Annotated in this window: 28 protein-coding genes; 14 read left to right on the forward strand and 14 right to left on the reverse strand. The window is 62.2% G+C overall.

The window, feature by feature from the left end:
• Positions 1–135 precede the first annotated feature (135 nt).
• The 3 genes from NKI37_RS04825 to NKI37_RS04835 are packed head-to-tail and all read left to right on the forward strand — an operon-like array spanning position 136 to position 2,665.
• Entirely contained in the window at positions 136–765 is a 630-nt protein-coding gene (locus NKI37_RS04825) for a DUF1285 domain-containing protein (RefSeq protein WP_023670010.1), read from the forward strand.
• Positions 765–1,397: a CoA pyrophosphatase gene (locus tag NKI37_RS04830; RefSeq protein WP_352789679.1), complete on the forward strand. Its 633-nt coding sequence runs from the start codon at positions 765–767 to the stop codon at positions 1,395–1,397. Before NKI37_RS04825 ends, NKI37_RS04830 begins: the two co-directional genes overlap by 1 nt.
• Complete coding sequence (locus tag NKI37_RS04835) at positions 1,394–2,665, forward strand: CCA tRNA nucleotidyltransferase (RefSeq protein ID WP_352789605.1); 1,272 nt, start codon at positions 1,394–1,396, stop codon at positions 2,663–2,665. Before NKI37_RS04830 ends, NKI37_RS04835 begins: the two co-directional genes overlap by 4 nt.
• 6 nt (positions 2,666–2,671) lie before the next feature.
• On the opposite strand, the gene NKI37_RS04840 is transcribed toward NKI37_RS04835, so the two are convergent.
• From NKI37_RS04840 to hemF, 3 genes are all read right to left on the reverse strand, one after another.
• On the reverse strand, positions 2,672–2,857 hold the full coding sequence (locus NKI37_RS04840) for a DUF1059 domain-containing protein (RefSeq protein ID WP_023670013.1): 186 nt from the start codon (positions 2,855–2,857) through the stop codon (positions 2,672–2,674).
• A 232-nt stretch (positions 2,858–3,089) separates the two neighbouring features.
• Positions 3,090–3,350 (reverse strand): DUF1344 domain-containing protein, encoded by a 261-nt coding sequence (locus tag NKI37_RS04845; RefSeq protein ID WP_352789604.1) that lies wholly within the window; start codon positions 3,348–3,350, stop codon positions 3,090–3,092.
• 238 nt (positions 3,351–3,588) lie between these two features.
• On the reverse strand, positions 3,589–4,503 hold the full coding sequence (gene hemF / locus NKI37_RS04850) for an oxygen-dependent coproporphyrinogen oxidase (RefSeq protein WP_352789601.1): 915 nt from the start codon (positions 4,501–4,503) through the stop codon (positions 3,589–3,591).
• Positions 4,504–4,778: 275 nt separating this feature from the next.
• Here hemF and NKI37_RS04855 point away from each other — a divergent pair, with 275 nt between their 5' ends.
• On the forward strand, positions 4,779–5,036 hold the full coding sequence (locus NKI37_RS04855) for a hypothetical protein (protein ID WP_023683688.1): 258 nt from the start codon (positions 4,779–4,781) through the stop codon (positions 5,034–5,036).
• Here the strand turns inward: NKI37_RS04855 and soxR are convergent.
• Both soxR and NKI37_RS04865 read right to left on the reverse strand, forming a co-directional pair.
• Entirely contained in the window at positions 5,033–5,479 is a 447-nt protein-coding gene (gene soxR / locus NKI37_RS04860) for a redox-sensitive transcriptional activator SoxR (RefSeq protein ID WP_023691595.1), read from the reverse strand. The genes NKI37_RS04855 and soxR overlap by 4 nt on opposite strands.
• A 146-nt stretch (positions 5,480–5,625) precedes the next feature.
• Positions 5,626–6,084: a tRNA (cytidine(34)-2'-O)-methyltransferase gene (locus NKI37_RS04865; RefSeq protein ID WP_023751254.1), complete on the reverse strand. Its 459-nt coding sequence runs from the start codon at positions 6,082–6,084 to the stop codon at positions 5,626–5,628.
• A gap of 445 nt (positions 6,085–6,529) precedes the next feature.
• On the opposite strand from NKI37_RS04865, the gene NKI37_RS04870 reads away from it, so the two are divergent.
• From NKI37_RS04870 to NKI37_RS04890, 5 genes are read left to right on the forward strand one after another with little or no spacing between them, the layout of a single operon-like run.
• Positions 6,530–6,937, forward strand: a complete 408-nt coding sequence (locus NKI37_RS04870) for a hypothetical protein (protein WP_023705916.1) — start codon at positions 6,530–6,532, stop codon at positions 6,935–6,937.
• A gap of 27 nt (positions 6,938–6,964) precedes the next feature.
• Positions 6,965–8,860, forward strand: a complete 1,896-nt coding sequence (locus NKI37_RS04875) for an ABC transporter ATP-binding protein (RefSeq protein ID WP_023701561.1) — start codon at positions 6,965–6,967, stop codon at positions 8,858–8,860.
• Positions 8,861–8,870: 10 nt separating this feature from the next.
• Positions 8,871–10,754, forward strand: coding sequence for an ABC transporter ATP-binding protein (locus tag NKI37_RS04880; protein WP_352789597.1), 1,884 nt, complete (start codon positions 8,871–8,873; stop codon positions 10,752–10,754).
• Between the two features lie 3 nt (positions 10,755–10,757).
• Positions 10,758–11,234: a GNAT family N-acetyltransferase gene (locus tag NKI37_RS04885; RefSeq protein ID WP_352789594.1), complete on the forward strand. Its 477-nt coding sequence runs from the start codon at positions 10,758–10,760 to the stop codon at positions 11,232–11,234.
• Between the two features lies 1 nt (position 11,235).
• Positions 11,236–11,544 carry a DUF6665 family protein gene (locus NKI37_RS04890; RefSeq protein WP_023701563.1) on the forward strand — a complete coding sequence of 103 codons (309 nt, stop codon included), beginning with the start codon at positions 11,236–11,238 and terminating at the stop codon, positions 11,542–11,544.
• 20 nt (positions 11,545–11,564) lie between these two features.
• Here the strand turns inward: NKI37_RS04890 and NKI37_RS04895 are convergent, their stop codons facing one another.
• The 3 genes from NKI37_RS04895 to NKI37_RS04905 are packed head-to-tail and all read right to left on the reverse strand — an operon-like array spanning position 11,565 to position 12,612.
• A complete protein-coding gene (locus tag NKI37_RS04895) occupies positions 11,565–11,909 on the reverse strand; it encodes a cupin domain-containing protein (protein WP_023701564.1) in 345 nt (114 codons plus the stop codon).
• Positions 11,910–11,914: 5 nt separating this feature from the next.
• Complete coding sequence (locus NKI37_RS04900) at positions 11,915–12,337, reverse strand: type II toxin-antitoxin system VapC family toxin (RefSeq protein ID WP_352594782.1); 423 nt, start codon at positions 12,335–12,337, stop codon at positions 11,915–11,917.
• Positions 12,337–12,612: a type II toxin-antitoxin system Phd/YefM family antitoxin gene (locus NKI37_RS04905; protein ID WP_023701566.1), complete on the reverse strand. Its 276-nt coding sequence runs from the start codon at positions 12,610–12,612 to the stop codon at positions 12,337–12,339. The genes NKI37_RS04900 and NKI37_RS04905 overlap by 1 nt, the downstream gene beginning before the upstream one ends.
• Positions 12,613–12,871: 259 nt before the next feature.
• Here NKI37_RS04905 and petA point away from each other — a divergent pair, with 259 nt between their 5' ends.
• From petA to NKI37_RS04930, 5 genes are all read left to right on the forward strand, one after another.
• Positions 12,872–13,432, forward strand: a complete 561-nt coding sequence (gene petA, locus NKI37_RS04910) for a ubiquinol-cytochrome c reductase iron-sulfur subunit (RefSeq protein WP_023670027.1) — start codon at positions 12,872–12,874, stop codon at positions 13,430–13,432.
• A gap of 16 nt (positions 13,433–13,448) precedes the next feature.
• Positions 13,449–14,792: a cytochrome b gene (locus tag NKI37_RS04915; protein WP_023683697.1), complete on the forward strand. Its 1,344-nt coding sequence runs from the start codon at positions 13,449–13,451 to the stop codon at positions 14,790–14,792.
• Positions 14,793–14,815: 23 nt separating this feature from the next.
• Positions 14,816–15,688, forward strand: a complete 873-nt coding sequence (locus tag NKI37_RS04920; protein WP_352789590.1) for a cytochrome c1 — start codon at positions 14,816–14,818, stop codon at positions 15,686–15,688.
• Between the two features lie 186 nt (positions 15,689–15,874).
• Positions 15,875–17,020 carry an alpha-hydroxy acid oxidase gene (locus NKI37_RS04925; RefSeq protein ID WP_023821603.1) on the forward strand — a complete coding sequence of 382 codons (1,146 nt, stop codon included), beginning with the start codon at positions 15,875–15,877 and terminating at the stop codon, positions 17,018–17,020.
• Positions 17,021–17,029: 9 nt separating this feature from the next.
• Entirely contained in the window at positions 17,030–17,575 is a 546-nt protein-coding gene (locus NKI37_RS04930) for an adenine phosphoribosyltransferase (RefSeq protein WP_013529989.1), read from the forward strand.
• A gap of 128 nt (positions 17,576–17,703) precedes the next feature.
• On the opposite strand, the gene NKI37_RS04935 is transcribed toward NKI37_RS04930, so the two are convergent.
• The 6 genes from NKI37_RS04935 to NKI37_RS04960 form a co-directional block, all read right to left on the reverse strand.
• A complete protein-coding gene (locus NKI37_RS04935; RefSeq protein ID WP_023748156.1) occupies positions 17,704–18,168 on the reverse strand; it encodes a MaoC family dehydratase in 465 nt (154 codons plus the stop codon).
• Entirely contained in the window at positions 18,165–18,626 is a 462-nt protein-coding gene (locus tag NKI37_RS04940) for a MaoC family dehydratase (RefSeq protein ID WP_023670033.1), read from the reverse strand. The genes NKI37_RS04935 and NKI37_RS04940 overlap by 4 nt, the downstream gene beginning before the upstream one ends.
• 78 nt (positions 18,627–18,704) lie before the next feature.
• Positions 18,705–19,679: a magnesium/cobalt transporter CorA gene (corA, locus tag NKI37_RS04945; protein ID WP_023701569.1), complete on the reverse strand. Its 975-nt coding sequence runs from the start codon at positions 19,677–19,679 to the stop codon at positions 18,705–18,707.
• A gap of 209 nt (positions 19,680–19,888) precedes the next feature.
• On the reverse strand, positions 19,889–20,992 hold the full coding sequence (ychF, locus tag NKI37_RS04950; protein ID WP_023701570.1) for a redox-regulated ATPase YchF: 1,104 nt from the start codon (positions 20,990–20,992) through the stop codon (positions 19,889–19,891).
• A gap of 95 nt (positions 20,993–21,087) precedes the next feature.
• Positions 21,088–21,828: an aminoacyl-tRNA hydrolase gene (gene pth, locus NKI37_RS04955; RefSeq protein WP_023701571.1), complete on the reverse strand. Its 741-nt coding sequence runs from the start codon at positions 21,826–21,828 to the stop codon at positions 21,088–21,090.
• 21 nt (positions 21,829–21,849) lie between these two features.
• Positions 21,850–22,494, reverse strand: coding sequence for a 50S ribosomal protein L25/general stress protein Ctc (locus NKI37_RS04960; protein WP_023686131.1), 645 nt, complete (start codon positions 22,492–22,494; stop codon positions 21,850–21,852).
• Positions 22,495–22,714 lie beyond the last annotated feature (220 nt).

Raw genomic sequence — 22,714 nt, forward strand, 5'->3', positions numbered from 1 at the left:
ATCCTTGTGCTGGAAGTACCGGCTTGCACTGTAGTGCCTTAGAATGCCGCGATTCGGCTTCGCCTGGCGCCTACGAATGAATTTAAATCACAGACTTAGGCTGACAAGCGGAACAACAGTGACTATTTCGTGACCATGACGGAACGCTCCGAACATCGCGAACACAGCCTTGCTGCCGCAACCGAGGCGCGCGGTCTCGAAGCGTTGATCTCGCGTGCGGCTCGCGCCGGCAAGGGCGCGGCGCCGGTGGAGCGCTGGAATCCCGACTTCTGCGGCGATCTCGACATGGAGATCAAACAGGACGGAACGTGGTTCTATCTCGGTACGCCGATCGGCCGCATGCCGCTGGTGCAGCTGTTTTCCAGCGTGCTGCGCAAGGACGAGGATGGCAGGACCTATCTGGTGACGCCGGTCGAACGGGTCGGCATCCGCGTCGTGGACGCGCCTTTCATCGCGGTTGAAATGGATGTTTCCGGCGCCGGCGCCGAGCAGACCATCACTTTCCGCACTAATGTCGGCGATGTCGTCGAGGCCGGGCCTGGCCATCCGCTGCGCTTCGTCGACGAGAACGAGACCGGCGGGCTAAAACCCTATGTGCTGGTGCGCGGGCGGCTGGAAGCGCTGGTGGCGCGGCCGGTGATGTACGAACTGGTCGAGCATGGCGAGGAGATCGATATCGGCGGCAAGACGATGTTTGCCGTGCGCTCGAAAGGCGAAATCTATCCGATCATGCCGGCGGAAAAACTGAAGCGGCTGAGCGCATGATGGATCAGGTGAGGCCGCCGCCGTTTTCCACAGCGGATTTTCGCGCGCGGGTCGCGGCGCAAGCTGAAGCCCATGCCGGCGACGATTATGGCGATCATCGCTTCAACCCCGGCCATCCACGGTTGACGCAGCTCAAAGCGCTGCGCGACGCCGCGGTGCTGATCCCGGTCGTCGATCATGGACGCGATGCGACCGTGCTTTTGACCAAGCGGGCGGAAAAACTGCGCAGCCATTCCGGGCAGGTGGCTTTTCCCGGCGGCACCATTGATCCCACCGATGCGACCCCGGAAGCAGCGGCCTTGCGCGAAACCTTCGAGGAGATCGGGCTCGGCCAGGACCGCATCGAGATCATCGGCCGCATGCCCGATTATGTCGCCGGCAGCGGCTATCGCATCGCCCCGGTGCTGGCGGTCGTCGAGCCCGGTTTTACGCTGTCGCTCAATTCCGACGAGGTCGATGCCGCCTTCGAAGTGCCGCTTTCGTTCCTAATGGATCCGGCTAACCACACCAGGGACAGCCGCATGTGGAACGATCTGGAATGGTTCTTCTACGATATGCCCTATGGCGGCCAGCGCATCTGGGGCGTCACCGCCGGCATCCTCCGCACCCTCTATGAAAGGCTCTATGCTTGAGTGATCCGGTATCGCTGGCGCGCAGAGCCGACTGGCTGGGTGAAAAGCATCTCCAGCGGCTGCTTGCCGTGCTGGCGCAAGGCGGCGAAGAAGCCCGTATCGCCGGCGGTGCGGTGCGCAATGCGCTGATTGGGCAGCCGGTCGCCGATATCGATCTTGCTACCACTTGCCTGCCCGAGGAAACCGTTCGCCGCGCCGAGGCGGCGGGCTTCAAGGCGGTGCCGACCGGCATCGAGCACGGCACGATCACGGTGATTGCCGGCGGCGCGCCCTATGAGGTCACCACGCTGCGCGCCGACATCGAGACCGATGGCCGCCGCGCTAAAGTGTCGTTCGGCCGCGACTGGAAGGCCGACGCCGAACGGCGCGATTTCACAATCAACGCGCTCTATGCGGAGGCTGACGGGACGGTGGTCGACCTGGTTGGCGGCGTCGGCGATATCGAGGCACGAAGGCTGCGCTTCATTGGCGATGCCGAGCAGCGGATCCGCGAAGACTATCTGCGCATCCTGCGTTTCTTCCGCTTTTTCGCCTGGTATGGCGAGGGTCGGCCCGATGCCGAGGGATTGAAGGCCTGCGCCCGGCTCAAGGACGGTCTCGCCCATCTCTCGGCCGAACGCATCTGGTCCGAGCTGAAGAAGTTGTTATCGGCCCCAGATCCGTCGCGCGCCTTGCTGTGGATGCGCCAGGCCGGCGTGCTCACCAGCGCCCTGCCGGAAAGCGAGAAATGGGGCATCGATGCCATTCATGGGCTGACCAAGACAGAGAAGGATCTGGGCTGGGCGCCGGACCCGCTGCTCAGGCTGGAGGCGATCGTGCCGCCCGATGCGGCGCGGATGAAGACACTGGCCGAGCGGCTGAAACTTTCGACCACTGAGGCGGAGCGCCTGCGCCAGTGGGCGCTGACGGCTGCCGTCGAGCCCAAGACAAGCGAAGCGGAACTGGCCAAGAAACTCTATTCCGGCGAGCGCCAGGGTTTTCTCGATCGCCTGCGGCTGTCGCTGGCGTCGGCGCGAGCGCGGGCTCTCGAGGACAATGACGCGCTGGTTCAGGCCGGCGGGTTTTCGCGCCTGCTCGCTTTTGCGCTGAAATGGGAAAAACCGGTGTTCCCAGTCAAGGGCGGCGATCTGACGGCGCTTGGCGCGTCGCCGGGGCCAATACTCGGTGCGATCCTGAAAAACCTGGAAAAGGAATGGATCGGGTCCGGCTTTGCGCTCGATCGCGACGCGCTGCTGGAGCGCGCCGCGGGAGCCTTGAAGGCCAGATAGGACTGCTCAGGCCGCGTCGCGAACTTTCTCGATGCGCGAGCGGATCGCCTCGATCATCGTCTCTCGAATGACCGTTTCGCCATGTGTCTCGCGCATATGGTCGACGGCGCGGCGCATGACCTCGGCTTCCTCACCGGCACGCGTGTGCCACTCACAGCCGGGAACCAGCGAGCCGCAATGGAATTCCTTCATGGGATTTTCTCCTTTCCTCCTTGGAGCATGTGCCTCTCATGGGCACACGAAGCTCCGCCATCTCCTGTTCCGCGCCCTGTCACAGCAGTCGGTTTCGGGGGCGCGCACGGGGGAGCTAGCATAACACGGTTCGACCATTTTAGTTGCCGTGGGTGCGAAAAAGGCGGAGCCGCGCTGCTCCGCCCCCTCTTGTCAGGCTAAGCCAAGGCGAGACCGTTCGGTCTTGTCCCCATCACTTCACGATCTTGACGGACTCGGCAACCTTGTTCTTGCCGCTCATGTCCCAGGAAACGCGGACCTTTTCGCCGGCCTTCAAGCCTGGATCCTTGAAGGTCTGGGGCAGCGTGAAGGTGGATCCATCGTCCAGAACAAGGCTCATGGCCGTGCCATCATAGGTCTTGACCGTACCGGTGGTGTGCTTGACCGCGGCAAAGGCGACCGAACCGGAAGCGAGAAGGGCAGCGGCGGCTGCCGAAACAATGAGCTTTCGCATGTAATACTCCTGGAAATGCGGGCATCCGTTTGGAAAATGCTCCGCCTTGTTCAGGGCCGTCCGGTAGCGTCGTGTCGCGGTTCGGGACTGAACCGCCGGCGCTTCCCGGCCCGAAACGACAAATAGTCTTTTTATTTCAATTGCCTATTAGACGAAAAAGATAATGGCGATGCCACATTGGCCGCCCAGATTCGGCGAATGGGACGTCAATGCGGCTCACGTTGCGCTCACCGATAGTTTACGGCCACCTGACCTCCGGCGGCAGGCTGGACAGGATCGAGGCGACATTGCCCCCGGTCTTCAGGCCGAAAATGGTGCCGCGATCGTGAAGCAAGTTGAATTCTACGTAACGGCCGCGGCGAATGAGCTGCTCGTCGCGGTCGTCGTCGGTCCAGTTCTCGTTGAAATGGGCGCGAACCAGGTGGCCGTAGACGACAAGGAAAGAACGCCCGACATCCTGGACGAAGTTCAAATCGGCATTCCAGCCGCCTTTCTCCTCCCCCGAATGCAGCCAGTCGAAAAAGATGCCGCCGACGCCGCGCGGCTCGTGGCGGTGCGGCAGATAGAAATACTCGTCGCACCAGGCCTTGAATTTGGGGTGGTCGGCGATCGCAGCGTTCTTCTCGCAGGCGAACTGCATGGCTCGATGGAAGGCGACCGTGTCGGGGTGATCTTCCGTGCGGTTGCGGTCGAGCACCGGCGTCAGATCGGCGCCGCCGCCAAACCAGTGGCGCGACGTCACGACCATGCGGGTGTTCATGTGCACGGCCGGCACGTTGGGGTTCCAGGGATGCGCGATCAACGAAATGCCTGATGCCCAGAAGCTCGGGTCTTCCTCGGCGCCGGGCATCTGCTTCCTGAATTCGGGCGAGAATTCGCCATAGACGGTCGAAGTATGGACGCCGACCTTCTCGAAGACGCGGCCGCGCATCATCGACATGGCGCCGCCGCCGCCCTTGCCATGGTATCGTTCCCACGGCGTCTTTTCGAAGCGGCCGGGCGACCATTCGGCCAGCGGACCGGTCAAGTCCTGCTCGATCTGCTCGAAGGTGGTGCAGATGCGCTCCCGCAGCGTCTCGAACCAGAGCCTGGCCTTCATTTTCTTCTGTTCGATGTCGGGTGGCAGGCCTGCCGGTATTTCTGGTCGTTCCAAAATGCTGTCTCCGGTCGCGGCCGACAAAGGACCTAGTGGAGTGAATTTGACATTTGCACACAGCGTGGCGCAGGGCACGATGCAAATGTCAAATTCGAAAACTCCACCAGAAACATAAACTTGCTAGCGGTCCTTGTGATTCCAACATTCGCAACGGCGCCTGGGGATTAGGGAGGCGAATGTTGGAATCGGACCACTAGCCTTTTCCGGGCGCGATCCCTAATCTCTTAGGGGCAAGGGTCAAGTGTCATCTGGTTCGGCCCAGGAGTTCTTTCATGCGCACGCCGGCAAGACCGCCGCTGCATGGCCTGAAGAAAAGGCTCGATCGTTCACGCGCCGAGCGCGAGCGCATGCCGCGTGACGGGTTTTTGCGCGAGACCTTCGTCCTGCCGCGCCCGGATGCGCGGCTCAAGGCCAAGGAATGGTTCGAGCGTTTTCCCAAGCAGGCCTACTGGACCGAGATCGAAAGCTGGTTCGAGCGGCCGGGCGACGTAATCGAATTCACCATACGGCGGCTGCCCGCGGCGGATTAGGATTCCACAAGCAGTCGCCTTGCGCCCGGCCCTTGCGCACTCAAGCGATCTTCCCTGTTTCGCAGCGGGCATTTGTCGATCGACATGCAGCCGCAGCCGATGCAGTCGGTAAGGCCGTCGCGCAGCTTCTTTAGCTGAGTGATCTTGCGATCGAGGTCGTCGCGCCAGCCGGTCGACAACAGGTTCCAGTCCTCGCGCGTCGGGGTACGGCCTTCTGGCAGCGATTCAAGTGCGGCGCCGATCTCGGCCAGCGAGATGCCGACCTCCTGGGCGATCCGGATGATCGCCACCCGCCGCAGCACGTCGCGGCCATAGCGCCGCTGGTTGCCCGACGTGCGGTGGCTGCGGATCAGCCCGCGCGCCTCGTAGAAATGCAGCGCCGACACCGCCACGCCGCTACGCATGGCCAACTGGCCGACCGTCAATTCCTTTACCGGAGCCATCTCGATTTTCCGCTTGACCTCAACTTAAGTTGAGCTTGTAGCCAGGAAATGTCGATAGGGCAATTGAGGAGAAGGCGATGTGCGCCTGGGTGAGAATGATGCAAGACGCAAGGGCCGTTGGCGATGACGACAACGCGTTGAAGGTTCTAGCCGAGTTGCCGGATGGCTTCACCGGCGACCATGGCGACGGACAGCGCGACGTTGATGCTGCGCGTGCCCGGCTGCATCGGGATCGTCAGCCGCGCATCGGCCGCCTGATGGACAGGATCCGGCACGCCGGCGGATTCGCGGCCGAACAGCAGGATGTCGCCTTGGGCGAAGCTGAAGCCCGTATAGGGGGTCGCGGCTTTGGTGGTGAGCAGCACCAGCCGGCAGGCTTGGCCCTTGCGCCAATCCTCGAAGGCGTTCCAGTCGACATGCCGGGTCAGGGCAGCCATTTCGAGGTAGTCCATCCCGGCGCGCTTGAGCGCTTTGTCGGAGAGCGGAAACCCGGCTGGTTCGATGATGTCGACGCCAAGGCCGAGGCAGGCGGCGAAGCGCAGGATAGTTCCGGTGTTGCCGGAGATGTCAGGCTGGTAGAGGGCGATGCGGAGACGGTGGTTCATTTCCGCGTCTTTCTAATAAGTGGCAGATCGGCCACAGCGGGTGGCTGGTTTTGGAAATTGCTGGACCTGCGGGTGGCCATTTTCTGCGAAGTCGATTATACCGCACGCATTGTCAACCCGAACCGATGGAGGGGTATTTCATGCTGACCATGCACATCCTGCGCCCCTCCCGTGGGCTTACCTGCCTGCCGGCGGTTTCGGTACGACGATTTACCTGATTTCTTAGATCTGATCGCACCGATTCCCGCCGAACCCAATTTTCGGCTCTTGAAGGAATCCTGCGATGTTTTTCAACCGGTTAAAGGGGCCTAGAGCCCCAGCTGAGCATGTCGCGACCGAGGCCTATCCTCGTGTCCCGACGGATGCAATCCGTGCCTCCGGCCGAAGGCCGGCGCACGACATTGCTTCGCCTTTTTATGTCTATTTTCACACGGAGGACGGACCGATGTTCGATCCCTATAAGATACCTGGTTCAAGAAGCCTGCACGAACGCAAGACGGCGACCTGGGCGTTGCTAGTCGGCGAGACCTATTCGTCGGCGGTTCATGCCGAGACGCGCCGGCGTCCGCATCGCGGCATGTTGCCGGATGTCGATTTCTCGCGTGCGGTTCCCGACCACAGCCGGCCGTCGCTGGTGCGCCGGATCATCCGGCTGATCCGGCCGGGCGCGAAAAACCGGACTGGCGGCGGCGTGCCGTCAGCTCAGTCGAAGGCTTCTGTCGGTGAAAAGCCCGCAAGTCCCTATATTGCGCGAAGCAGGACCGATGGCCCGGGTGATTCCGGGCCGTCAGTCCCCGCCGACGTACGGTCTGGGGACGCGGAGCGCCCCGGGGATTTTTCCCGCGCCGCATGAGCGGACAAAAGTTTTGTGAGCATCACTATGTTTAGCTGGTTTGAAAGAAGGCTCGATCCGTTCCCCGCAGCGGAACCGGTCGAGCCGCCGAAGACGCTGGTTGCCTTCTGCGTGCATTATACGCGCGGCGCCTGGCCATACATCATCGTCGACGCGGTGCTGGTGACGGCGATTGCCATCGCGGAAGTGTGGATGTTCGGCTTCATGGGCCACATCGTCGACTGGCTGTCCGGGCAGAACCGCGAAACCTTCCTGCAGACCGAGAGCTGGAAGCTTGCCGGCATGGCCTTCGTCGTGCTGTTCGCGCTGCCGGGTACGGTATGGCTGCATTCTTTGCTCAACCAGCAGACGCTGATGGGCAACTACCCCATGCGCATCCGATGGCAGGTGCATCGTTATCTCTTGAAGCAGTCGATGAGCTTCTACCAGGACGAATTTGCCGGCCGCATCGCCACCAAGCTGATGCAGACGGCACTCGCCGTGCGCGAATGCGTCATCAAGGTGATCGAGGTGCTCAATTACGTCATCGTCTATTTCCTCGGCATGCTGTTCATCGTCGGCTCGGCCGACTTGCGGCTGGCGGCACCTCTCGGCGTCTGGCTGCTCGGCTATATCGGGTTGTTGCGCTATATCATCCCGAAGCTGGGCAAGGTCGGCGAGGCGCAGGCCAATGCGCGCTCGACTATGACCGGCCGCGTCGTTGACAGCTACACCAACATCCAGACGGTCAAGTTGTTTTCCCATGCACGGCGCGAAGCAACGTTCGCGAGAGAAGGCATGGCAGGCTTCCTCGACACGGTCTACCGGTCGATGCGGCTGGTGACGGTGCTTTACGGCCTGCTCTATATCCTCAACGCGCTGCTCCTGTTTTCGGTGACGGCGACGGCGCTGTGGCTGTGGCTCGGCCAGGCGGTGACGATCGGCGCCGTCGCCGTGGTCATCGGCCTCGTGCTCCGTATGTGGGGCATGTCGCAGTGGATCATGTGGGAAATGTCGAGCCTGTTCGAGAACATCGGCACGGTGCAAGACGGCATCGCCTCGATCTCGCTGCCGCGCCTGGTCGAAGACCGGCCGGGGGCGAAGGACATTGCCGTCACCAAGGGCGAGATCCGCTTCGACGACATTCGTTTCCACTATGGCAAGCAGAAGGGCGTCATCGAGAACCTGTCGCTGACGGTGAAGCCCGGCGAGAAAGTCGGCATTGTCGGGCGCTCGGGTGCGGGCAAGTCGACGCTGGTCAATCTCCTGTTGCGGTTCTACGACCTCGAGAACGGCCGGATCCTGATCGACGGCCAGGAGATCGCTTCGGTGACGCAGGATTCGCTGCGCGCGCAGATCGGCATGGTGACGCAGGACACTTCGCTGCTGCATCGTTCGGTGCGCGACAACATTCTTTACGGGCGGCCCGATGCGACGGAGGAAATGCTTGTCGAGGCAGCCGGGCGGGCCGAGGCGCTGGAGTTTATCGGCAGGCTTTCGGATCACACCGGACGTAAAGGGCTCGACGCTCATGTCGGCGACCGCGGCGTCAAATTGTCCGGCGGCCAGCGGCAACGCATCGCCATTGCTCGCGTTATGTTGAAGGACGCACCGATACTTATCCTTGACGAAGCGACGTCGGCGCTGGATTCCGAAGCCGAGGCCGCCATCCAGGAGAATCTCTACAAGCTCATGCAAGGCAAGACCGTCATCGCCATTGCGCACCGGCTGTCGACTATCGCGGCAATGGACAGGCTCGTCGTCCTCGACAAGGGCCGTGTCATCGAGGAGGGGTCGCACGAGGAACTCGTCGCCAGCGGCGGGCTCTACGCGCAGCTCTGGCAGCGCCAGTCGGGCGGGTTCCTGCTCGACGACGGTCCGGTCGATGCCGCCAATGACGCTGTTGCCAACGATATCGGCGTGAAGGGTGAAGCCGCAGAGTGATGACGTCAGCATGATGACAGCCGTCTATCGCTGGTTCGAGAACTGGGTCTATCCGTTCAGGGAGCCGGCGGACCTTCGGCCGCCGTCAAGCGTCGGCGGCTTCCTCTGGCACTATGTCGGCCAGGCGAAGTTCGCCTTCTTCGCCATGCTGGTCATCGGCGGCATCGCGCCGCTGATCGAGGCCGGGCTGTTCTACTTCGTCGGGCGGCTGGTCGATATTCTCGACCAGCTTCCTGGCGAGCGCAGCTGGCACGCGCTGTGGACCGCCGCCGGGCCTGAGCTTGTTTTCATGATCGCAGTGGTGCTGGTCATCCGCACCGTCGTCGTCGGCCTGTCGGCGCTGGTCAACGAACAGACGATCACGCCGGGCTTCTACAATCTGGTGCGCTGGCAGGCGCACCGGCATGTGTCGCGGCAGTCCTACACTTTCTTCCAGAACGATTTCGCCGGCCGTATCGCGACAAAAGTCTGGCAGGCGGGGCAGGCGACCGGCGACCTGATGGAGAGCTTCATCGAGGTCATCTGGTTCATGCTCATCTATACGGTGACGACCTTGGCGCTGGTCGCCGGGCTGGATCTGCGCCTGGCCGTGCTGGTGGTGATCTGGATTCTCGCTTTCGCCTGGTTGGCCAAGCTCTATCTGCCCTCGATCCGCAGGCATGCCGAGGCCACGGCTGAAGCGGGCTCGATGATCAATGGGCGCATCATCGATTCCTATTCCAACGTCCAGACGCTGAAGCTGTTCTCGGCCGACGGCGACGACCGCTACATCCGGAACGGCTTCGACATCTATCTCGATGCGCTGCGGCCTTTCACCCGCCGGCTGACCGGCGTGCGCATGGCGCTGACGACGCTGTCGGGCATCATGATCACCGCGATTGGCTGCTTTGCCGTCTATCTCTGGGTCGAAGGGTCGATCACCGTCGGCGCCGTCGCTTTCACGCTGTCCCTGGTCCTGCGGCTCAACATGCTGCTCGGACGCGTGATGATGCAGCTCAATGGCATATTGCGAAATCTCGGCGTGCTGGAAAATTCCAAGGCGCTGATCTCGCAGCCGCTCGGCCTTGTCGATGCGCGCGATGCGAAGGAGCTTGTCGTCGCCGGCGGCCGTATAGATGTGAAGAACGTCGAATTCCATTACGGCAAAGGGTTCGGCGTACTGAACGGCATCGACCTCATCGTCAAGCCGGGCGAGAAGGTCGGGCTGGTCGGGCCGTCGGGCGCGGGCAAGACGACGCTCGCCAACCTCATCCTGCGCCTCTACGACCTCGAGAGCGGACAGATCACCATCGACGGGCAGGACGTGTCAGAGGTGACGCAGAATTCGCTGCGCGCCAATATCGGCGTGGTCAGCCAGGACACGGCCCTGTTTCACCGCTCGCTGCGCGACAACATCAAGCTCGGCGTGCCCGATGCGACCGATGCCGAGGTGATTGCGGCGGCGAAGAAGGCCGAGGCGCACGACTTCATATTGGGCCTGCGCGACAACCGGGACCGTGCCGGCTACGAGGCTTTTGTCGGCGAGCGCGGCGTCAAACTGTCGGGCGGCCAGCGCCAGCGCGTGGCGATCGCCCGCGTCTTCCTCAAGGATGCGCCGATCCTGATCCTCGACGAGGCGACCTCGGCGCTCGATTCCGACATCGAGGCGGCGATCCAGGAGAATCTGGCCAGGCTGATGGAGAACAAGACGGTCATCGCCATCGCCCACCGGCTGTCAACCATTGCCGCTCTCGACCGGCTGGTGGTGCTGGACGACGGCCGCATCGTCGAACAGGGTACGCATGACGAGTTGGTGGCACGCGACGGGCTCTATGCGCGGCTGTGGAAGCGGCAGTCCGGCGGTTTCCTCTACCACGAGGACAGCGTGCTGGAAGAGGCGCGGCCGGCGGAGTAGGGCATGGCAGGGTCGCCTGATGTCGGCTACGTCCTCAAGCGGCTGCGGCCAACCGCGCCGGCCTTCGACGCGCTGAAGGAGGAGAGCCGGCTGGAGGGCTACTGGATGCTGGTGCGTCTGGCGGATGGCTGGGCAGGCGGCCGCAACAAGTTCCTGAAACGAGGCGAGGCGCTGTTTGGCGCATGGCATGGCCGAGAACTCGCTGGTGTGTGCGGGTTGAACATCGATCCTTATTTCGAAGGCAGGGACCACGGCCGGGTCAGGCACCTGTTCGTCAGCGCGCGTCATCGCCGCAGCGGCATTGGCCGCATGCTGGTCGAGACCGTCATTGACAGGGCACGTCAGCATTTTGCCGTGCTGAATACCCGCGCGCCACAAGAAGCCTTTGGCTTCTATGAACGGCTTGGTTTCCAGCCGGTGGTGAGCGAAGAATTCGTCACGCACCGCATGATGCTCTCTCAAGACAGAAAAGGAGGCTGAGATGTCACTGCATCCGCCATCCCTAGGCGCCTCGGCTGCCGAAGCCGCGTTCGACGCCCTCGGCCATGAGATACTGGCTGAAAAGGCCGCAGCGCTCGGCCGTGCCGGCCAACGGGTCGAGGAAACGCTGGCCAAGCTCCGTCAGAACAACGACGACGAGGAGCAGCGACCGCGGCTGCTCAAGGAGGCTGCCGCAGCGGTGCACGCCTATTTCATCCAGCGTGAACTCTGCGGCCTGCGCCGGCATGAGTCGGTCATCCGCGAATACGATATCCCAAGGGCCGTGCTGGTCAGGCTCGGTGCAAGCTAGAGGTCATCAGCCGGCAAAATTCATTCCAGCCATTCGGTGATGAAGCTGCCGTTTTCGTGGATGTCGGTCGTTTCGAACGGGCCTGGGCCAAGATTGGTGAATTTGTGCGGCGTATCGGGCGGCACGATCAGGATCTGGCCGGCCGTGGCCTCGATCTGCTGGTCGCCGATCGTGAACAGGCCGGTGCCTTGCCGGATGATGAATATCTCACAATAGGGATGCGTGTGCAGGCGCGGGCCGCCGCCAATCTCTTCCTGATAGTTGAAAATCAGGCAGGAGTTGGAGCCGTAGGCGCCGCATTGCAGTTCGCCCTGCCAGCGGCCGGGCGTCCTGGTCCAGGTCTCGCGGTCGATGATGTGTGCCATAGCCTCTAACCCTTCGTCGGTATCCAAGGGTTGAAAAGCTTCACGCCGGTGCCTTCAAAATCCTTGGTGTTGCGAGTCACGACTGTCAAGTTTTTGACGAGCGCGGTAGCGGCTATGAGGGCGTGGCGCTCCGGCTTTGGATCGGGAACGTGGAGGTTTGCGCAACGCACGACAACAGCCGTGTCTATGCTCAATATCCGGTCGTCAAACTGTGGAATGAGTGTCTGATCCAACCACTCACGGTACGTGGTGGCCTGGCGAGTATCCTTCCTCGACAAGAGCAATGTTCCGATTTCGAGTTCCAGGATCGAAATGACCGACATGAAAAAGCTGGCGATGTCGTGGGTCTCTGACCAGGCCAAAACGTTGCGATCGGCCTTGTCCCGACGACGCAGATTCGAAACGACATTGGTGTCAAGAATGAACATCAGTCGAGTTCGGGAATCTTGAAAAACGGTCCTTCCAGGCGAGGTGGTTCCCAGTCGAAATCTGCTTCGGGGCGATCATCGGCAATCGCGTCCGCGAGGCTTCTCGGCTTCTTCTCTAAACGCTGATATTCCTCCATCGACATCAGCACATGGGAGGGCTTGCCGCGGTCGGTAATGATGACCGGCCCGTTCTTGGCTGCCCGTTTGGCATGCGCCGTGTCCTGGTTGAATTCACGGCTCGACATGATGGTTATCGTCTTCGTCGAGATATTCATATCAACACCTCCATCCGGAAGATGTAGACATATTGCTACATTCGGCCAAGCTCGTCAAATTTCTCTTCGTGCGGAACGCCCGCGACAATCTGCCCTTGTGGCCTCAGCCCGCTGGACAAAAACGGGCTTCACGCATAAACCGAAATCCAAATGCCGGAGGAATTCGCTAGCTTGTTCGCCATGCGCTGTCGGGCCGGCGCGATGGAGCGGGGACAAAGCTCGGCCGCCGGCTCGGAAGAGGCGAAAGGATCAGGCACCCGTGAGCGCAACCGACACCCAGGATCCCAACCGTCGTGATTTTCTCTACGTCGCCACCGGCATGGCCGCAGTGGTTGGCGCAGGCGCCGTTGCCTGGCCCTTCATCGACCAGATGCGCCCCGATGCCTCGACGCTGGCGCTGGCCTCGGTCGAGGTCGACGTCGCCTCGCTGACGCCTGGCATGTCGCTGATCGTCAAATGGCGCGGCAAGCCGGTCGTGGTGCGCAACCGCACCGAGCAGGAGATGAAGGACGGCGAGGCCGTGAACCTTGCCGACCTCAAGGATCCTATTGCCCGCAACGCCAATCTGCCCGCCGATGCGCCGGCGACCGACGCCAACCGCACCACGCCCGGCAAGGAAGCCTGGATGGTGATGGTGCAGGTTTGCACGCATCTGGGCTGCATTCCGCTTGGCCAGGAAGGCGATTTCGGCGGCTGGTTCTGCCCGTGCCACGGTTCGGTGTACGATACCGCCGGCCGCATCCGTAAAGGCCCGGCGCCGGAAAACATGGCCGTGCCGGTATTCAAGTTCATTTCCGATACCAAAATCCTTATCGGTTGAGGCAGGGGATATTTCGATGAGCGAGGGACACTCGACCTATACGCCCAAGACCGGTATCGAACGCTGGTTCGACGCCCGCATGCCGCTGCCGCGCATGATCTATGACAGCTTCATCGCTTATCCGGTGCCGCGCAACCTCAACTATGCGTGGACCTTCGGCGGCATCCTCACGATCATGCTGGTGGCGCAGATCCTGACCGGTATCGTGCTCGCCATGCACTATACCGCCGACACCAATCTCGCCTTCAATTCGGTCGAGAAGATCATGCGCGACGTCAATTCCGGTTGGCTGTTGCGCTACATGCATTCCAACGGCGCCTCGTTCTTCTTCGTCGCCGTCTACATCCACATCTTCCGCGGGCTTTATTACGGCTCCTACAAGGCGCCGCGCGAGCTGCTGTGGATCCTCGGCTGCATCATCTATCTGCTGATGATGGCGACCGGCTTCATGGGCTATGTGCTGCCCTGGGGTCAGATGAGCTTCTGGGGCGCCACCGTCATCACCGGCTTCTTCAGCGCCATTCCGCTGGTCGGAAACTGGATCCAGGAACTGCTGCTCGGCGGTTTCGCCGTCGACAACCCGACGCTCAACCGCTTCTTTGCGCTGCACTATTTGCTGCCGTTCATGATTGCCGGCGTCGTCGTGCTGCACGTCTGGGCGCTGCATGTGGTCGGCCAGTCGAACCCGACCGGCATCGAGGTGAAATCGAAAACCGACACCGTTGCCTTTACGCCCTATGCGACCATCAAGGATGCATTCGGCATGATCGTGTTCCTGTTCTTCTTCGCCTATTTCGTCTTCTACCTGCCGAACTTTCTCGGCCATCCGGACAATTACACGATCGCCAACCCGCTGAAGACGCCGGCCCACATCGTGCCGGAATGGTACTTCCTGCCGTTCTACGCGATCCTGCGCGCGATCACCTTCAACATCGGGCCGATCAACTCCAAGCTCGGTGGCGTGCTGTGCATGTTCGGCGCCATCGTCATGCTGTTCCTGGTGCCGTGGCTCGACACCTCCAAGGTGCGCTCGGCGGTCTACCGGCCCTGGTACAAGCTGTTCTTCTGGCTGTTCGTCGCCGACGCTGTCCTGCTTGGCTGGCTTGGCTCGCAGCCGGCGGAAGGTGGCGGTCTGTTGACCCTCCTGATAGGTGAGGTCTCGGGCAACTACGTTGGCTACGCTCAAGCGGCGACACTGTTCTACTTCGCCTTCTTCCTCGTCATCCTGCCGGTGCTTGGCCTGATCGAGACGCCACGCAGACTGCCGAATTCGATCACCGAGGCGGTGCTGGAGAAGAACAAGGGTGCCGGAGGGGGACATCCGGCCGGTGCGACCGCCGCGCCGGAAACCAAAGGCTGAGTGAGAATCTAAGGGGATTTGGCATGAAAAAGATTCTCACCTCGCTCGCCCTGCTAGGCGTGTTTGCCGCTGGCATCGGAGCCGTCGGCAGTGTGGCGATCGCCGCTGAAGAGGCGCACAACGCGGCGGCACCGACGCATTTCCCGATCCACGAGCCGAAGGAGATGGACTGGACTTTTGCCGGTCCGTTCGGCACCTACGACAAGGCGCAGCTGCAGCGTGGCTTGAAGGTCTACAAGGAAGTCTGCTCGGCCTGCCACTCGATGAATTTGGTGGCGTTCCGCACGCTGGAGGACCTCGGCTATTCGGAAGCGCAGATCAAGTCCCTGTCGGCCGAGTACACCATCCATGATGGACCCAACGATGCCGGGGACATGTTCGACCGCCCGGGCAAGCCGTCCGACCATTTCCCGGCGCCGTTCGCCAATGAGGAGGCGGCTGCCGCTTCCAACGGCGGCGCTGCCCCACCGGATATGTCGCTGCTAGCCAAGGCGCGCGGCGTCGAGCGCGGCTTCCCGCGCTTCGTCTTCGATATCTTCACGCAATATGCGCAGGGCGGCCCGGACTACATCCATTCGCTGCTGACCGGCTACGACGAGACGCCACCTGCCGGCATGGTGATCCCCGAAGGCACCCACTACAATCCATACTTCATGTCCGGCGTGTCGCTGAAGATGCCCAAGCCGCTCTCCGACGGCCAGGTGACCTACGATGACGGTTCGCCGCAGACGATCGACCAGTATTCGCGCGACGTCTCGGCGTTCCTGATGTGGGCGGCCGAGCCGCATATGGAAGACCGCAAGAAGACCGGCTTCAGCGTGCTGGTGTTTCTGCTTCTGTTCGGGGCGCTGATGTATCTGACCAAGCGCAAGGTGTGGGAAGGCGTGGCGCACTAAGCCGCATCTTATTCCTCGGAAATGGAAAGGGCGTCTTCGGACGCCCTTTTTGCTTGCCAAACCGGGCATGGTTCGCATCTTGGCGCAGCAGCCGTCCAGTAAGAAGTCCGTTGGCACGGCGCCATGCGATTGGTATTGCACGCGCGCCCGGCGGATCGCGGGCTAAAGGGGCATTTGGGATCGATGATGCGGCTACGCGACTGTCACAACTTTTCCGATTTCCGGCGCATGGCCCAGCAGCGGTTGCCTGGGCCAATCTTCAACTACATCGATGGCGCGGCCGACGACGAGGTCACCTATCGCCGCAACACCGAGAGCTTCGAGCGCTGCGACCTCGTTCCCAACGTGCTGCGCGGGGTAAGCGAGATCGACATGTCGGTGACGGTGATGGGCCAGAAGCTGGCCATGCCCGTCTATTGCTCGCCGACCGCCTTGCAGCGGCTGTTCCATCATCAAGGCGAGCGCGCGGTGGCCAAGGCTTCGGCCAAATTCGGCACGATGTTCGGCGTGTCCTCGCTCGGCACTGTCAGTCTTGAGGAAGCGCGCAAGATCACCAGCAGCCCGCAGGTCTACCAGTTCTATTTCCACCGGGATCGCGGCCTCAACCGGGCGATGATGCAGCGGGCGAAAGCGGTTGGAGTCGAAGTGATGATGCTGACCGTCGACAGCATCACCGGAGGCAACCGCGAGCGCGACAAGCGCACCGGCTTTGCCATCCCCTTCAAGCTCAACCTTGCCGGCATGCTGCAGTTCGCGCTGAAGCCGGGCTGGGCAATCAACTATTTCACCCATGAGGGGTTCAAGCTGCCGCAGCTCGACGAGCATGTCGACATGGGCGGCGGCACGATGTCGATCAGCCGCTACTTCACCGAGATGCTCGATCCGTCGATGACCTGGGACGATGTTGCCGAGATGGTCAGACTGTGGGGAGGTCCGTTCTGTCTCAAGGGCGTCATGTCGGTGGAGGATGCCAAGCGCGCCGTCGAGATCGGCTGCAGCGGCATTGTGCTGTCCAACCATGGCGGCCGGCAGCTGGACGGCTCGCGGGCGGCGTTCGACCAGTTGGCCGAGATCGTCGATGCCGTCGGCGACAGAATAGACGTCATCATGGATGGCGGCGTGCAGCGCGGCACCCATGTGCTGAAGGCGCTGTCGCTCGGCGCCAAGGCTGTTGGCGTCGGCCGCTATTACCTGTTCCCGCTAGCGGCGGCCGGACAGCCGGGCGTCGAGCGGGCGCTGGAGCAGATGCGGATCGAGATCGAGCGCGGCATGAAGCTGATGGGCTGCAGTTCGATCGAACAATTGTCGCGCAACAACCTCCGTTTCAGGTAATCTCGACCCATGAAATCCTCGCTCGAAGACACGCTGCTCGCCGCGATCCGCACCATTCCGGACTACCCCAAGCCCGGCATCCTGTTTCGCGACATCACCACTTTGCTCGGCAATGCGCGCGCCTTCCGCCGCGCCATCGACGAGCTGGTGCATCCCTATGCCGGGCAGAAGATCGACAAGATCGCCGGCATCGAGGCACGCGGCTTCATCCTCGGCGGTGCGGTCGCGCACCAGCTTTCGGCCGGTTTCGTGCCGATCCGCAAGAAGGGCAAGCTGCCTTACGAGACGGTACGCGTCGCCTACAGCCTGGAATACGGGCTGGACGAGATGGAGATGCACAAGGACGGCGTTGCGCCGGGCGAGAAGGTGATCCTGGTTGACGACCTGATCGCGACCGGCGGCACGGCGGAGGCGGCGGTCAAGCTGCTGAGGCAGATCGGCGCCGATATTCTTGCCGCGTGCTTCGTCATCGACCTGCCGGATCTCGGCGGACGGGCGAAGCTCGAAGCGCTGGGCGTGCCGGTGCGGACGTTGATCGGGTTTGAGGGGCATTAGGGAGTAGGGAGTAGGGAGTAGGGAGTAGGGAGTAGGGAGTAGGGAGTAGGGAGTAGGGAGGAAGCTCCGCATTCCGTGCAAGGCGCAGCACCCACTGCTGCCTAATCCCTACTGCCTAAACCCTAGCCCTACCCAGCCTTCACCAGCACCGCGCTGTCGAACTCCAGCACCTTGTCGCCCGTCGAATCGAATCCTTCCGAGCGCAGCGCGAGCAGCCGCCAGCCGGGGCGATTGGCCAGCGGGCGGTGGGAGACGGCCGTGCGGGTGAAGGTGACGGTTTCGCCGGCATAGACCGGCTTTGGCCATTTCAGGTTCCTGAAGCCGGGGGAGGGGCCGAATTCTGGTACCGGGCCGGGTCCGGTCCATTGAGAAGCGTCCATAGGATTTTTGAGATTGAGCTTCATCCAGGTGGCCGCGGTGTGCCAGCCTGAGGCGCAGAGGCGGCCGAACACGCTTTTCTTCGCCGCCTCCTCGTCGACATGAAAGACCTGTGGATCGTATTTGCAGGCGAACGCCTTGATCGCCTCGGTTTCGAATGTGTGCGAACCGAGGTTGATGGTATCGCCGATGCGGAAGAACGCGTCGAGGCTCATGCGCCGGCCTCGCGGGTCAAGAACATGACAGTGTTCTCAAGTTCGAAGACGCTTTCACCGCGCTGGTTGAACAGTTCGCTGCGCAAGGTGACGAGGCCGAGCTGAGGCCTGGATTTCGACAGGCGCCTGGCAAGCACGCTGGTGCTGCCGGCCAGTGTGTCGCCGGCCAGCACCGGCTTCTTCCATTTGACCTGGTCGATGCCGGGCGCGCCTTGCGCGGTCGAGTCGAGCAGGAAGGCGTCGCACAGCATGCGCATGAAGATCGCGCAGGTGTGCCAGCCGGAGGCGGCCAAGCCGCCAAGGATGCTGGCCTTGCCGGCGGCTTCGTCGAGATGCATCGGCTGCGGGTCGAATTCGGTGGCGAATTCGATGATTTCGGCCGCACTCACCTGCTTGGCGCCGAGGTCGATCGATGCGCCCTCGGTGAAATCCTCGTAGGCCCAGCTTTTTGCGGTCATGATCTCAATCCGGTTGTACGATCACCGGGCATCCGGATGCCGTCCGGGCGGCGTTTGGTCAAGCGAATTCTATTGGGCCTACAACCAGCCGCGGCGGCGGAAATACCAGAACGGCAGGATCGCCGACAGGATCATCAGGCCGATGGCGAAGGGATAGCCGAGCTCCCATTTCAGCTCCGGGATGACGTCGAAATTCATGCCGTAGATCGAAGCCACCAGCGTCGGCGGCAGGAAGATGACGGCGGCGACCGAGAAGATCTTGATGATGGCGTTCTGCTCGATCGAGATCATGCCGAGCGTCGCGTCGAGCAGGAACGAGATCTTCTGCGACAGGAAGGTGGCATGGTCGGCGAGCGACAGCACGTCGCGCGATACTGTCTTGATGCGGGCGCGGACGTCCTTGCTCATCTTGATCTGGGTCGCGACGTGGGCAAGGAAGCCGGTGAGGCGCTGCAGCGAGATCAGGCTGTCGCGGATCGAGGAGGCAATGTCTTCCTTGCGGCCTATGGCCTTGAGCAGTTCCTGGAAATCGCGATTGCGCTTGTTCACCTTGGTCGACCGCGCCTCGAAGATGTCGCGCGAGATCGTCTCGATGTCACGGCCGGCGCGTTCGAGAATATCGGCTAGGCGATCGACGATCGCCTCCAGCAGGCCGATCAGGATGGTGTTGCCGGTGGTGCAGCCTGTCGCCACCTTCTCGGCGCGCAGGGGGAAGGTCTTGAACGCCTTCGGCTCATGATAGCGGATGGTGACCAGTCTCGGGCCGGCAAGCACAAAGGTAACCGGTGACATCAAGGGATCATCGATTTCGGTCTGCGCCGGCAAGGTGGCGGTCATGAAGTAGGCGCCGTCCTCGATGTAGAGGCGGCTCGAAATCTCGATCTCCTCCATCTCCTCGCGCGTCGGGATGGCAACGCCGAGCCAGGTCTCGATCGTTGTTTCTTCTTCCTTGGTCGGGTTGAGAAGGTCGGCCCAGACGACCTGATCGCCATTGGCCACGAGATCGTCGGCGAGGCGCAGGCGATCATTGTCGACGACGAAGGCCTTGATCATCGCCGGTCTCCGTTGGTTGAGCCCAAGGTTTCGTTTAATAGCGATGGGTCTTGCACGCGCCGCCGTTCCCACGGGGACGGCCAAGTCGCATGCAAACGGCCATAGACCCGGTGCCAAGGGCAGTCAAGCGAAGCGGCATGCCGGCTCCTCCACTTGACGAAGCCGTGATCGGCCGCCGTCAGCGCGCGAGCCGCGAGAGCCTCGGCGTCTCAGGTGTTGAACTTGAACAGCAGGACATCGCCATCCTGGACCACATATTCCTTGCCTTCGTCGCGCGCCTTGCCGGCTTCCTTGGCCGCCACTTCGCCGCCTAGCGTGATGTAGTCGTTGTAGGCGATGGTCTGGGCGCGGATGAAGCCGCGCTCGAAATCGGTGTGGATGACGCCGGCCGCCTGCGGGGCCTTGTCGCCCTTGTGGATCGTCCAGGCGCGCGTCTCCTTCGGCCCGGCGGTGAAATAGGTGATGAGATGCAACAGATCGTAGCCGGCGCGGATGACCTTGTTGAGGCCAGGCTCGTCGAGGCCGAGCGAGGACAGGAACTCCATCTCTTCCTCGTCGGAGAGCTGGGCGACTTCGGCCTCGATCGCGGCCGAGATCACCACGGTGCCGGCGCCTTGCGCGGTCGCCATCTTTTCCACGGCTTTGGTGTGCTCGTTGCCGGTGGCGGCGTCGGCTTCGGCGACGTTGCATACATAGAGCACGGGGTGCGAGGTCAAGAGGTTCAGTCCCTGCAGGATGCGCAGGTCTTCCGCTGAAATGCCGTTGAGCAGGATGCGGGTCGGCTTGCCGGCCTGGAGGAGCTCGAGTGCTGCCTCCATCATCGGCAGCACGGTGGTTGCTTCCTTGTCCTTGCTGCCGGCGCGCTTGCGGATCTGCACGATGCGGCGCTCGAGGCTGTCGAGGTCGGCGAGCATCAGCTCGGTCTCGACCGTATCGGCGTCGGCGACAGGGTCGATTTTGCCCTCGACATGGGTGATGTCGTCATCCTCGAAACAGCGCAGCACATGCACGATGGCGTCGACCTCACGGATGTTGGCGAGGAACTGGTTGCCCAGCCCTTCGCCCTTGGAGGCGCCGCGCACCAGGCCGGCGATGTCGACGAAGGAGATGCGGGTCGGGATGATCTCCTTAGACTTGGCGATTGCGGCGATCTTCTGCAGCCGCGGATCAGGCACCGCCACCTCGCCGGTGTTCGGTTCGATGGTGCAGAACGGATAGTTGGCGGCCTGCGCCGCCGCCGTCCTGGTCAACGCGTTGAAAAGCGTCGACTTGCCGACGTTGGGCAAGCCAACGATGCCGCATTTGAAACCCATGTGTCCGGTCCTATCGGGAAACTAGAAATTTGATGAGGGCTATGGGCGATAGGAGTGAGCAACGTCAAGCCCCGCGGTCCCGATCCTGTCGACGCTCAGTCCTTCTTGCCGAACAGTTTCTTCAGCATGGCGGCCATCGGGCCGCTTTCCGGCAGCTTGGCCGGCGCCTGCTGTGGCCGTGCCTGGCGGATGTGGCTTTGAGCTTTCGGGCCCTCAGCCTTCGGCGCCTTTGGCGGCGGCCGGTCGTCGTCGCCGGTTGGCGTTAGTTTGTCGCGCAAGGCCAGCGTCACCCGGTTCATGAAAGAACTGTCGTCGCCCTTGGCCAGCAGCCCGGCATCGTCGGCGATGGTGTCGAGCAGCACGTCCAGCCATTCGCGGTCGGCCTTGGCGAAATCGCCGAGCACATGGGACTGCACCATTTCCCGGACGCCGGGATGGCCGACGCCGATGCGCACGCGGCGAAAGTTCTTGCCGACATGCTGGTCGAGCGAACGGATGCCGTTGTGTCCGCCGGCGCCACCGCCGACCTTAACCCGCAATTTGCCGGCCGGCAGGTCGATCTCGTCGTAAAAGACGGTCAGCGCCTCGGGGCCGAGCTTGTAGAAGCGCAGGGCTTCGCCGACCGGCTGTCCCGACAGGTTCATGAAGGTCTGCGGCTTGATCAGAAGAATCTTTTCGCCGGCAATCGTGCCTTCGGCGATCAGGCCCTGGAACTTCTTCGACCAGGGCGAAAACGAATGGCGGCGGGCAATTGCGTCCGCCGCCATGAAGCCGACATTGTGCCGGTTATCAGCGTATTTCGCGCCCGGATTGCCGAGGCCTGCAAAGACAAGCATCGTGAACTCCGGGCCCGAAAATTACTTCTCTTCGGCAGCAGGAGCCGCCGCTTCGGGGGCTGCCGCTTCCGCCGTCTCTTCCGTCTCCGGCTTCATCGCCGAGGAGCCGGCAATGGTCGCGATGGTGAAATCGCGATCGGAGATCACCGGCTTGACGCCGGCCGGCAAGGTAACCGCCGAGATGTGGATCGAATCGCCAATGTCGGCGCCGGTGAGATCGACGGTGATGAATTCCGGGATCGCATTGGCCGGGCAGTGGAACTCGACTTCGTGACGCACGATGTTGAGCACGCCGCCGCGTTTGATGCCGGGCGACTTGTCTTCATTGATGAAGTGGACGGGCACGTCGACGTTGACCTCGGTGTCCTTGCCGATGCGCAGGAAGTCGACATGGACCGGGAAATCCTTGACCGGGTCGAGCTGGAAATCCTTGGGCAGAACCTGGATTTTCTTGCCGTCGACATCGATCGTGGCGATCGTGGTCAAAAACCCGCCGCCATGGATTTTGTAGAAGACGTCCTTGTAGTTCAGCGCAATCGCCAGGGGAGGCTGTCTGTCGCCGTAGATAACTGCAGGCACTTTACCGTTGCGGCGAACTGCACGGGCGGACCCCTTACCGACCTGTTCGCGCGCTTCGGCCTTGAGCTCGTAAGTATCGTGGCTCATGGCATTTCCTTTCGCGTTTTATGGAGCGTTTGCGGTGGCAGTGTGCCTGGACCGTAAACGTCGAAAGCCGCCAGGCCTGGATGTCCGAATGCCAGAAACCGCATACGCGGAGCTTTGTTCGGGATCACAAGGGAAGGCAGCCTTCCGCCGCGTTGCCTCCAAGGGTGTCTACGCGGGTGGCGGCTCTATAGCGGAAGGCGGGCAGGCGTGCAAGCCATGG

The sequence above is a fragment of the Mesorhizobium sp. M0626 genome, assembly GCF_040320665.1.
GTDB lineage: Bacteria > Pseudomonadota > Alphaproteobacteria > Rhizobiales > Rhizobiaceae > Mesorhizobium.

Bases quoted from the DNA above. Each gene is read 5' to 3' on its own strand.
- NKI37_RS04840 (WP_023670013.1), bottom strand. From the start codon at position 2,857: ATGAAGGAATTCCATTGCGGCTCGCTGGTTCCCGGCTGTGAGTGGCAC.
- NKI37_RS04900 (WP_352594782.1), bottom strand. From the start codon at position 12,337: ATGTTCATTCTTGACACCAATGTCGTTTCGAATCTGCGTCGTCGGGAC.
- pth (WP_023701571.1), bottom strand. From the start codon at position 21,828: ATGCTTGTCTTTGCAGGCCTCGGCAATCCGGGCGCGAAATACGCTGAT.
- ychF (WP_023701570.1), bottom strand. From the start codon at position 20,992: ATGGGTTTCAAATGCGGCATCGTTGGCTTGCCCAACGTCGGCAAGTCG.
- NKI37_RS04855 (WP_023683688.1), top strand. From the start codon at position 4,779: ATGCGCACGCCGGCAAGACCGCCGCTGCATGGCCTGAAGAAAAGGCTC.
- NKI37_RS04845 (WP_352789604.1), bottom strand. From the start codon at position 3,350: ATGCGAAAGCTCATTGTTTCGGCAGCCGCCGCTGCCCTTCTCGCTTCC.
- NKI37_RS04925 (WP_023821603.1), top strand. From the start codon at position 15,875: ATGCGGCTACGCGACTGTCACAACTTTTCCGATTTCCGGCGCATGGCC.
- NKI37_RS04920 (WP_352789590.1), top strand. From the start codon at position 14,816: ATGAAAAAGATTCTCACCTCGCTCGCCCTGCTAGGCGTGTTTGCCGCT.
- NKI37_RS04915 (WP_023683697.1), top strand. From the start codon at position 13,449: ATGAGCGAGGGACACTCGACCTATACGCCCAAGACCGGTATCGAACGC.
- corA (WP_023701569.1), bottom strand. From the start codon at position 19,679: ATGATCAAGGCCTTCGTCGTCGACAATGATCGCCTGCGCCTCGCCGAC.
- soxR (WP_023691595.1), bottom strand. From the start codon at position 5,479: ATGGCTCCGGTAAAGGAATTGACGGTCGGCCAGTTGGCCATGCGTAGC.
- NKI37_RS04890 (WP_023701563.1), top strand. From the start codon at position 11,236: ATGTCACTGCATCCGCCATCCCTAGGCGCCTCGGCTGCCGAAGCCGCG.
- NKI37_RS04875 (WP_023701561.1), top strand. From the start codon at position 6,965: ATGTTTAGCTGGTTTGAAAGAAGGCTCGATCCGTTCCCCGCAGCGGAA.
- NKI37_RS04825 (WP_023670010.1), top strand. From the start codon at position 136: ATGACGGAACGCTCCGAACATCGCGAACACAGCCTTGCTGCCGCAACC.
- NKI37_RS04930 (WP_013529989.1), top strand. From the start codon at position 17,030: ATGAAATCCTCGCTCGAAGACACGCTGCTCGCCGCGATCCGCACCATT.
- NKI37_RS04870 (WP_023705916.1), top strand. From the start codon at position 6,530: ATGTTCGATCCCTATAAGATACCTGGTTCAAGAAGCCTGCACGAACGC.
- NKI37_RS04960 (WP_023686131.1), bottom strand. From the start codon at position 22,494: ATGAGCCACGATACTTACGAGCTCAAGGCCGAAGCGCGCGAACAGGTC.
- NKI37_RS04935 (WP_023748156.1), bottom strand. From the start codon at position 18,168: ATGAGCCTCGACGCGTTCTTCCGCATCGGCGATACCATCAACCTCGGT.
- NKI37_RS04880 (WP_352789597.1), top strand. From the start codon at position 8,871: ATGATGACAGCCGTCTATCGCTGGTTCGAGAACTGGGTCTATCCGTTC.
- NKI37_RS04895 (WP_023701564.1), bottom strand. From the start codon at position 11,909: ATGGCACACATCATCGACCGCGAGACCTGGACCAGGACGCCCGGCCGC.
- NKI37_RS04865 (WP_023751254.1), bottom strand. From the start codon at position 6,084: ATGAACCACCGTCTCCGCATCGCCCTCTACCAGCCTGACATCTCCGGC.
- NKI37_RS04830 (WP_352789679.1), top strand. From the start codon at position 765: ATGGATCAGGTGAGGCCGCCGCCGTTTTCCACAGCGGATTTTCGCGCG.
- NKI37_RS04885 (WP_352789594.1), top strand. From the start codon at position 10,758: ATGGCAGGGTCGCCTGATGTCGGCTACGTCCTCAAGCGGCTGCGGCCA.
- NKI37_RS04905 (WP_023701566.1), bottom strand. From the start codon at position 12,612: ATGAATATCTCGACGAAGACGATAACCATCATGTCGAGCCGTGAATTC.
- NKI37_RS04940 (WP_023670033.1), bottom strand. From the start codon at position 18,626: ATGACCGCAAAAAGCTGGGCCTACGAGGATTTCACCGAGGGCGCATCG.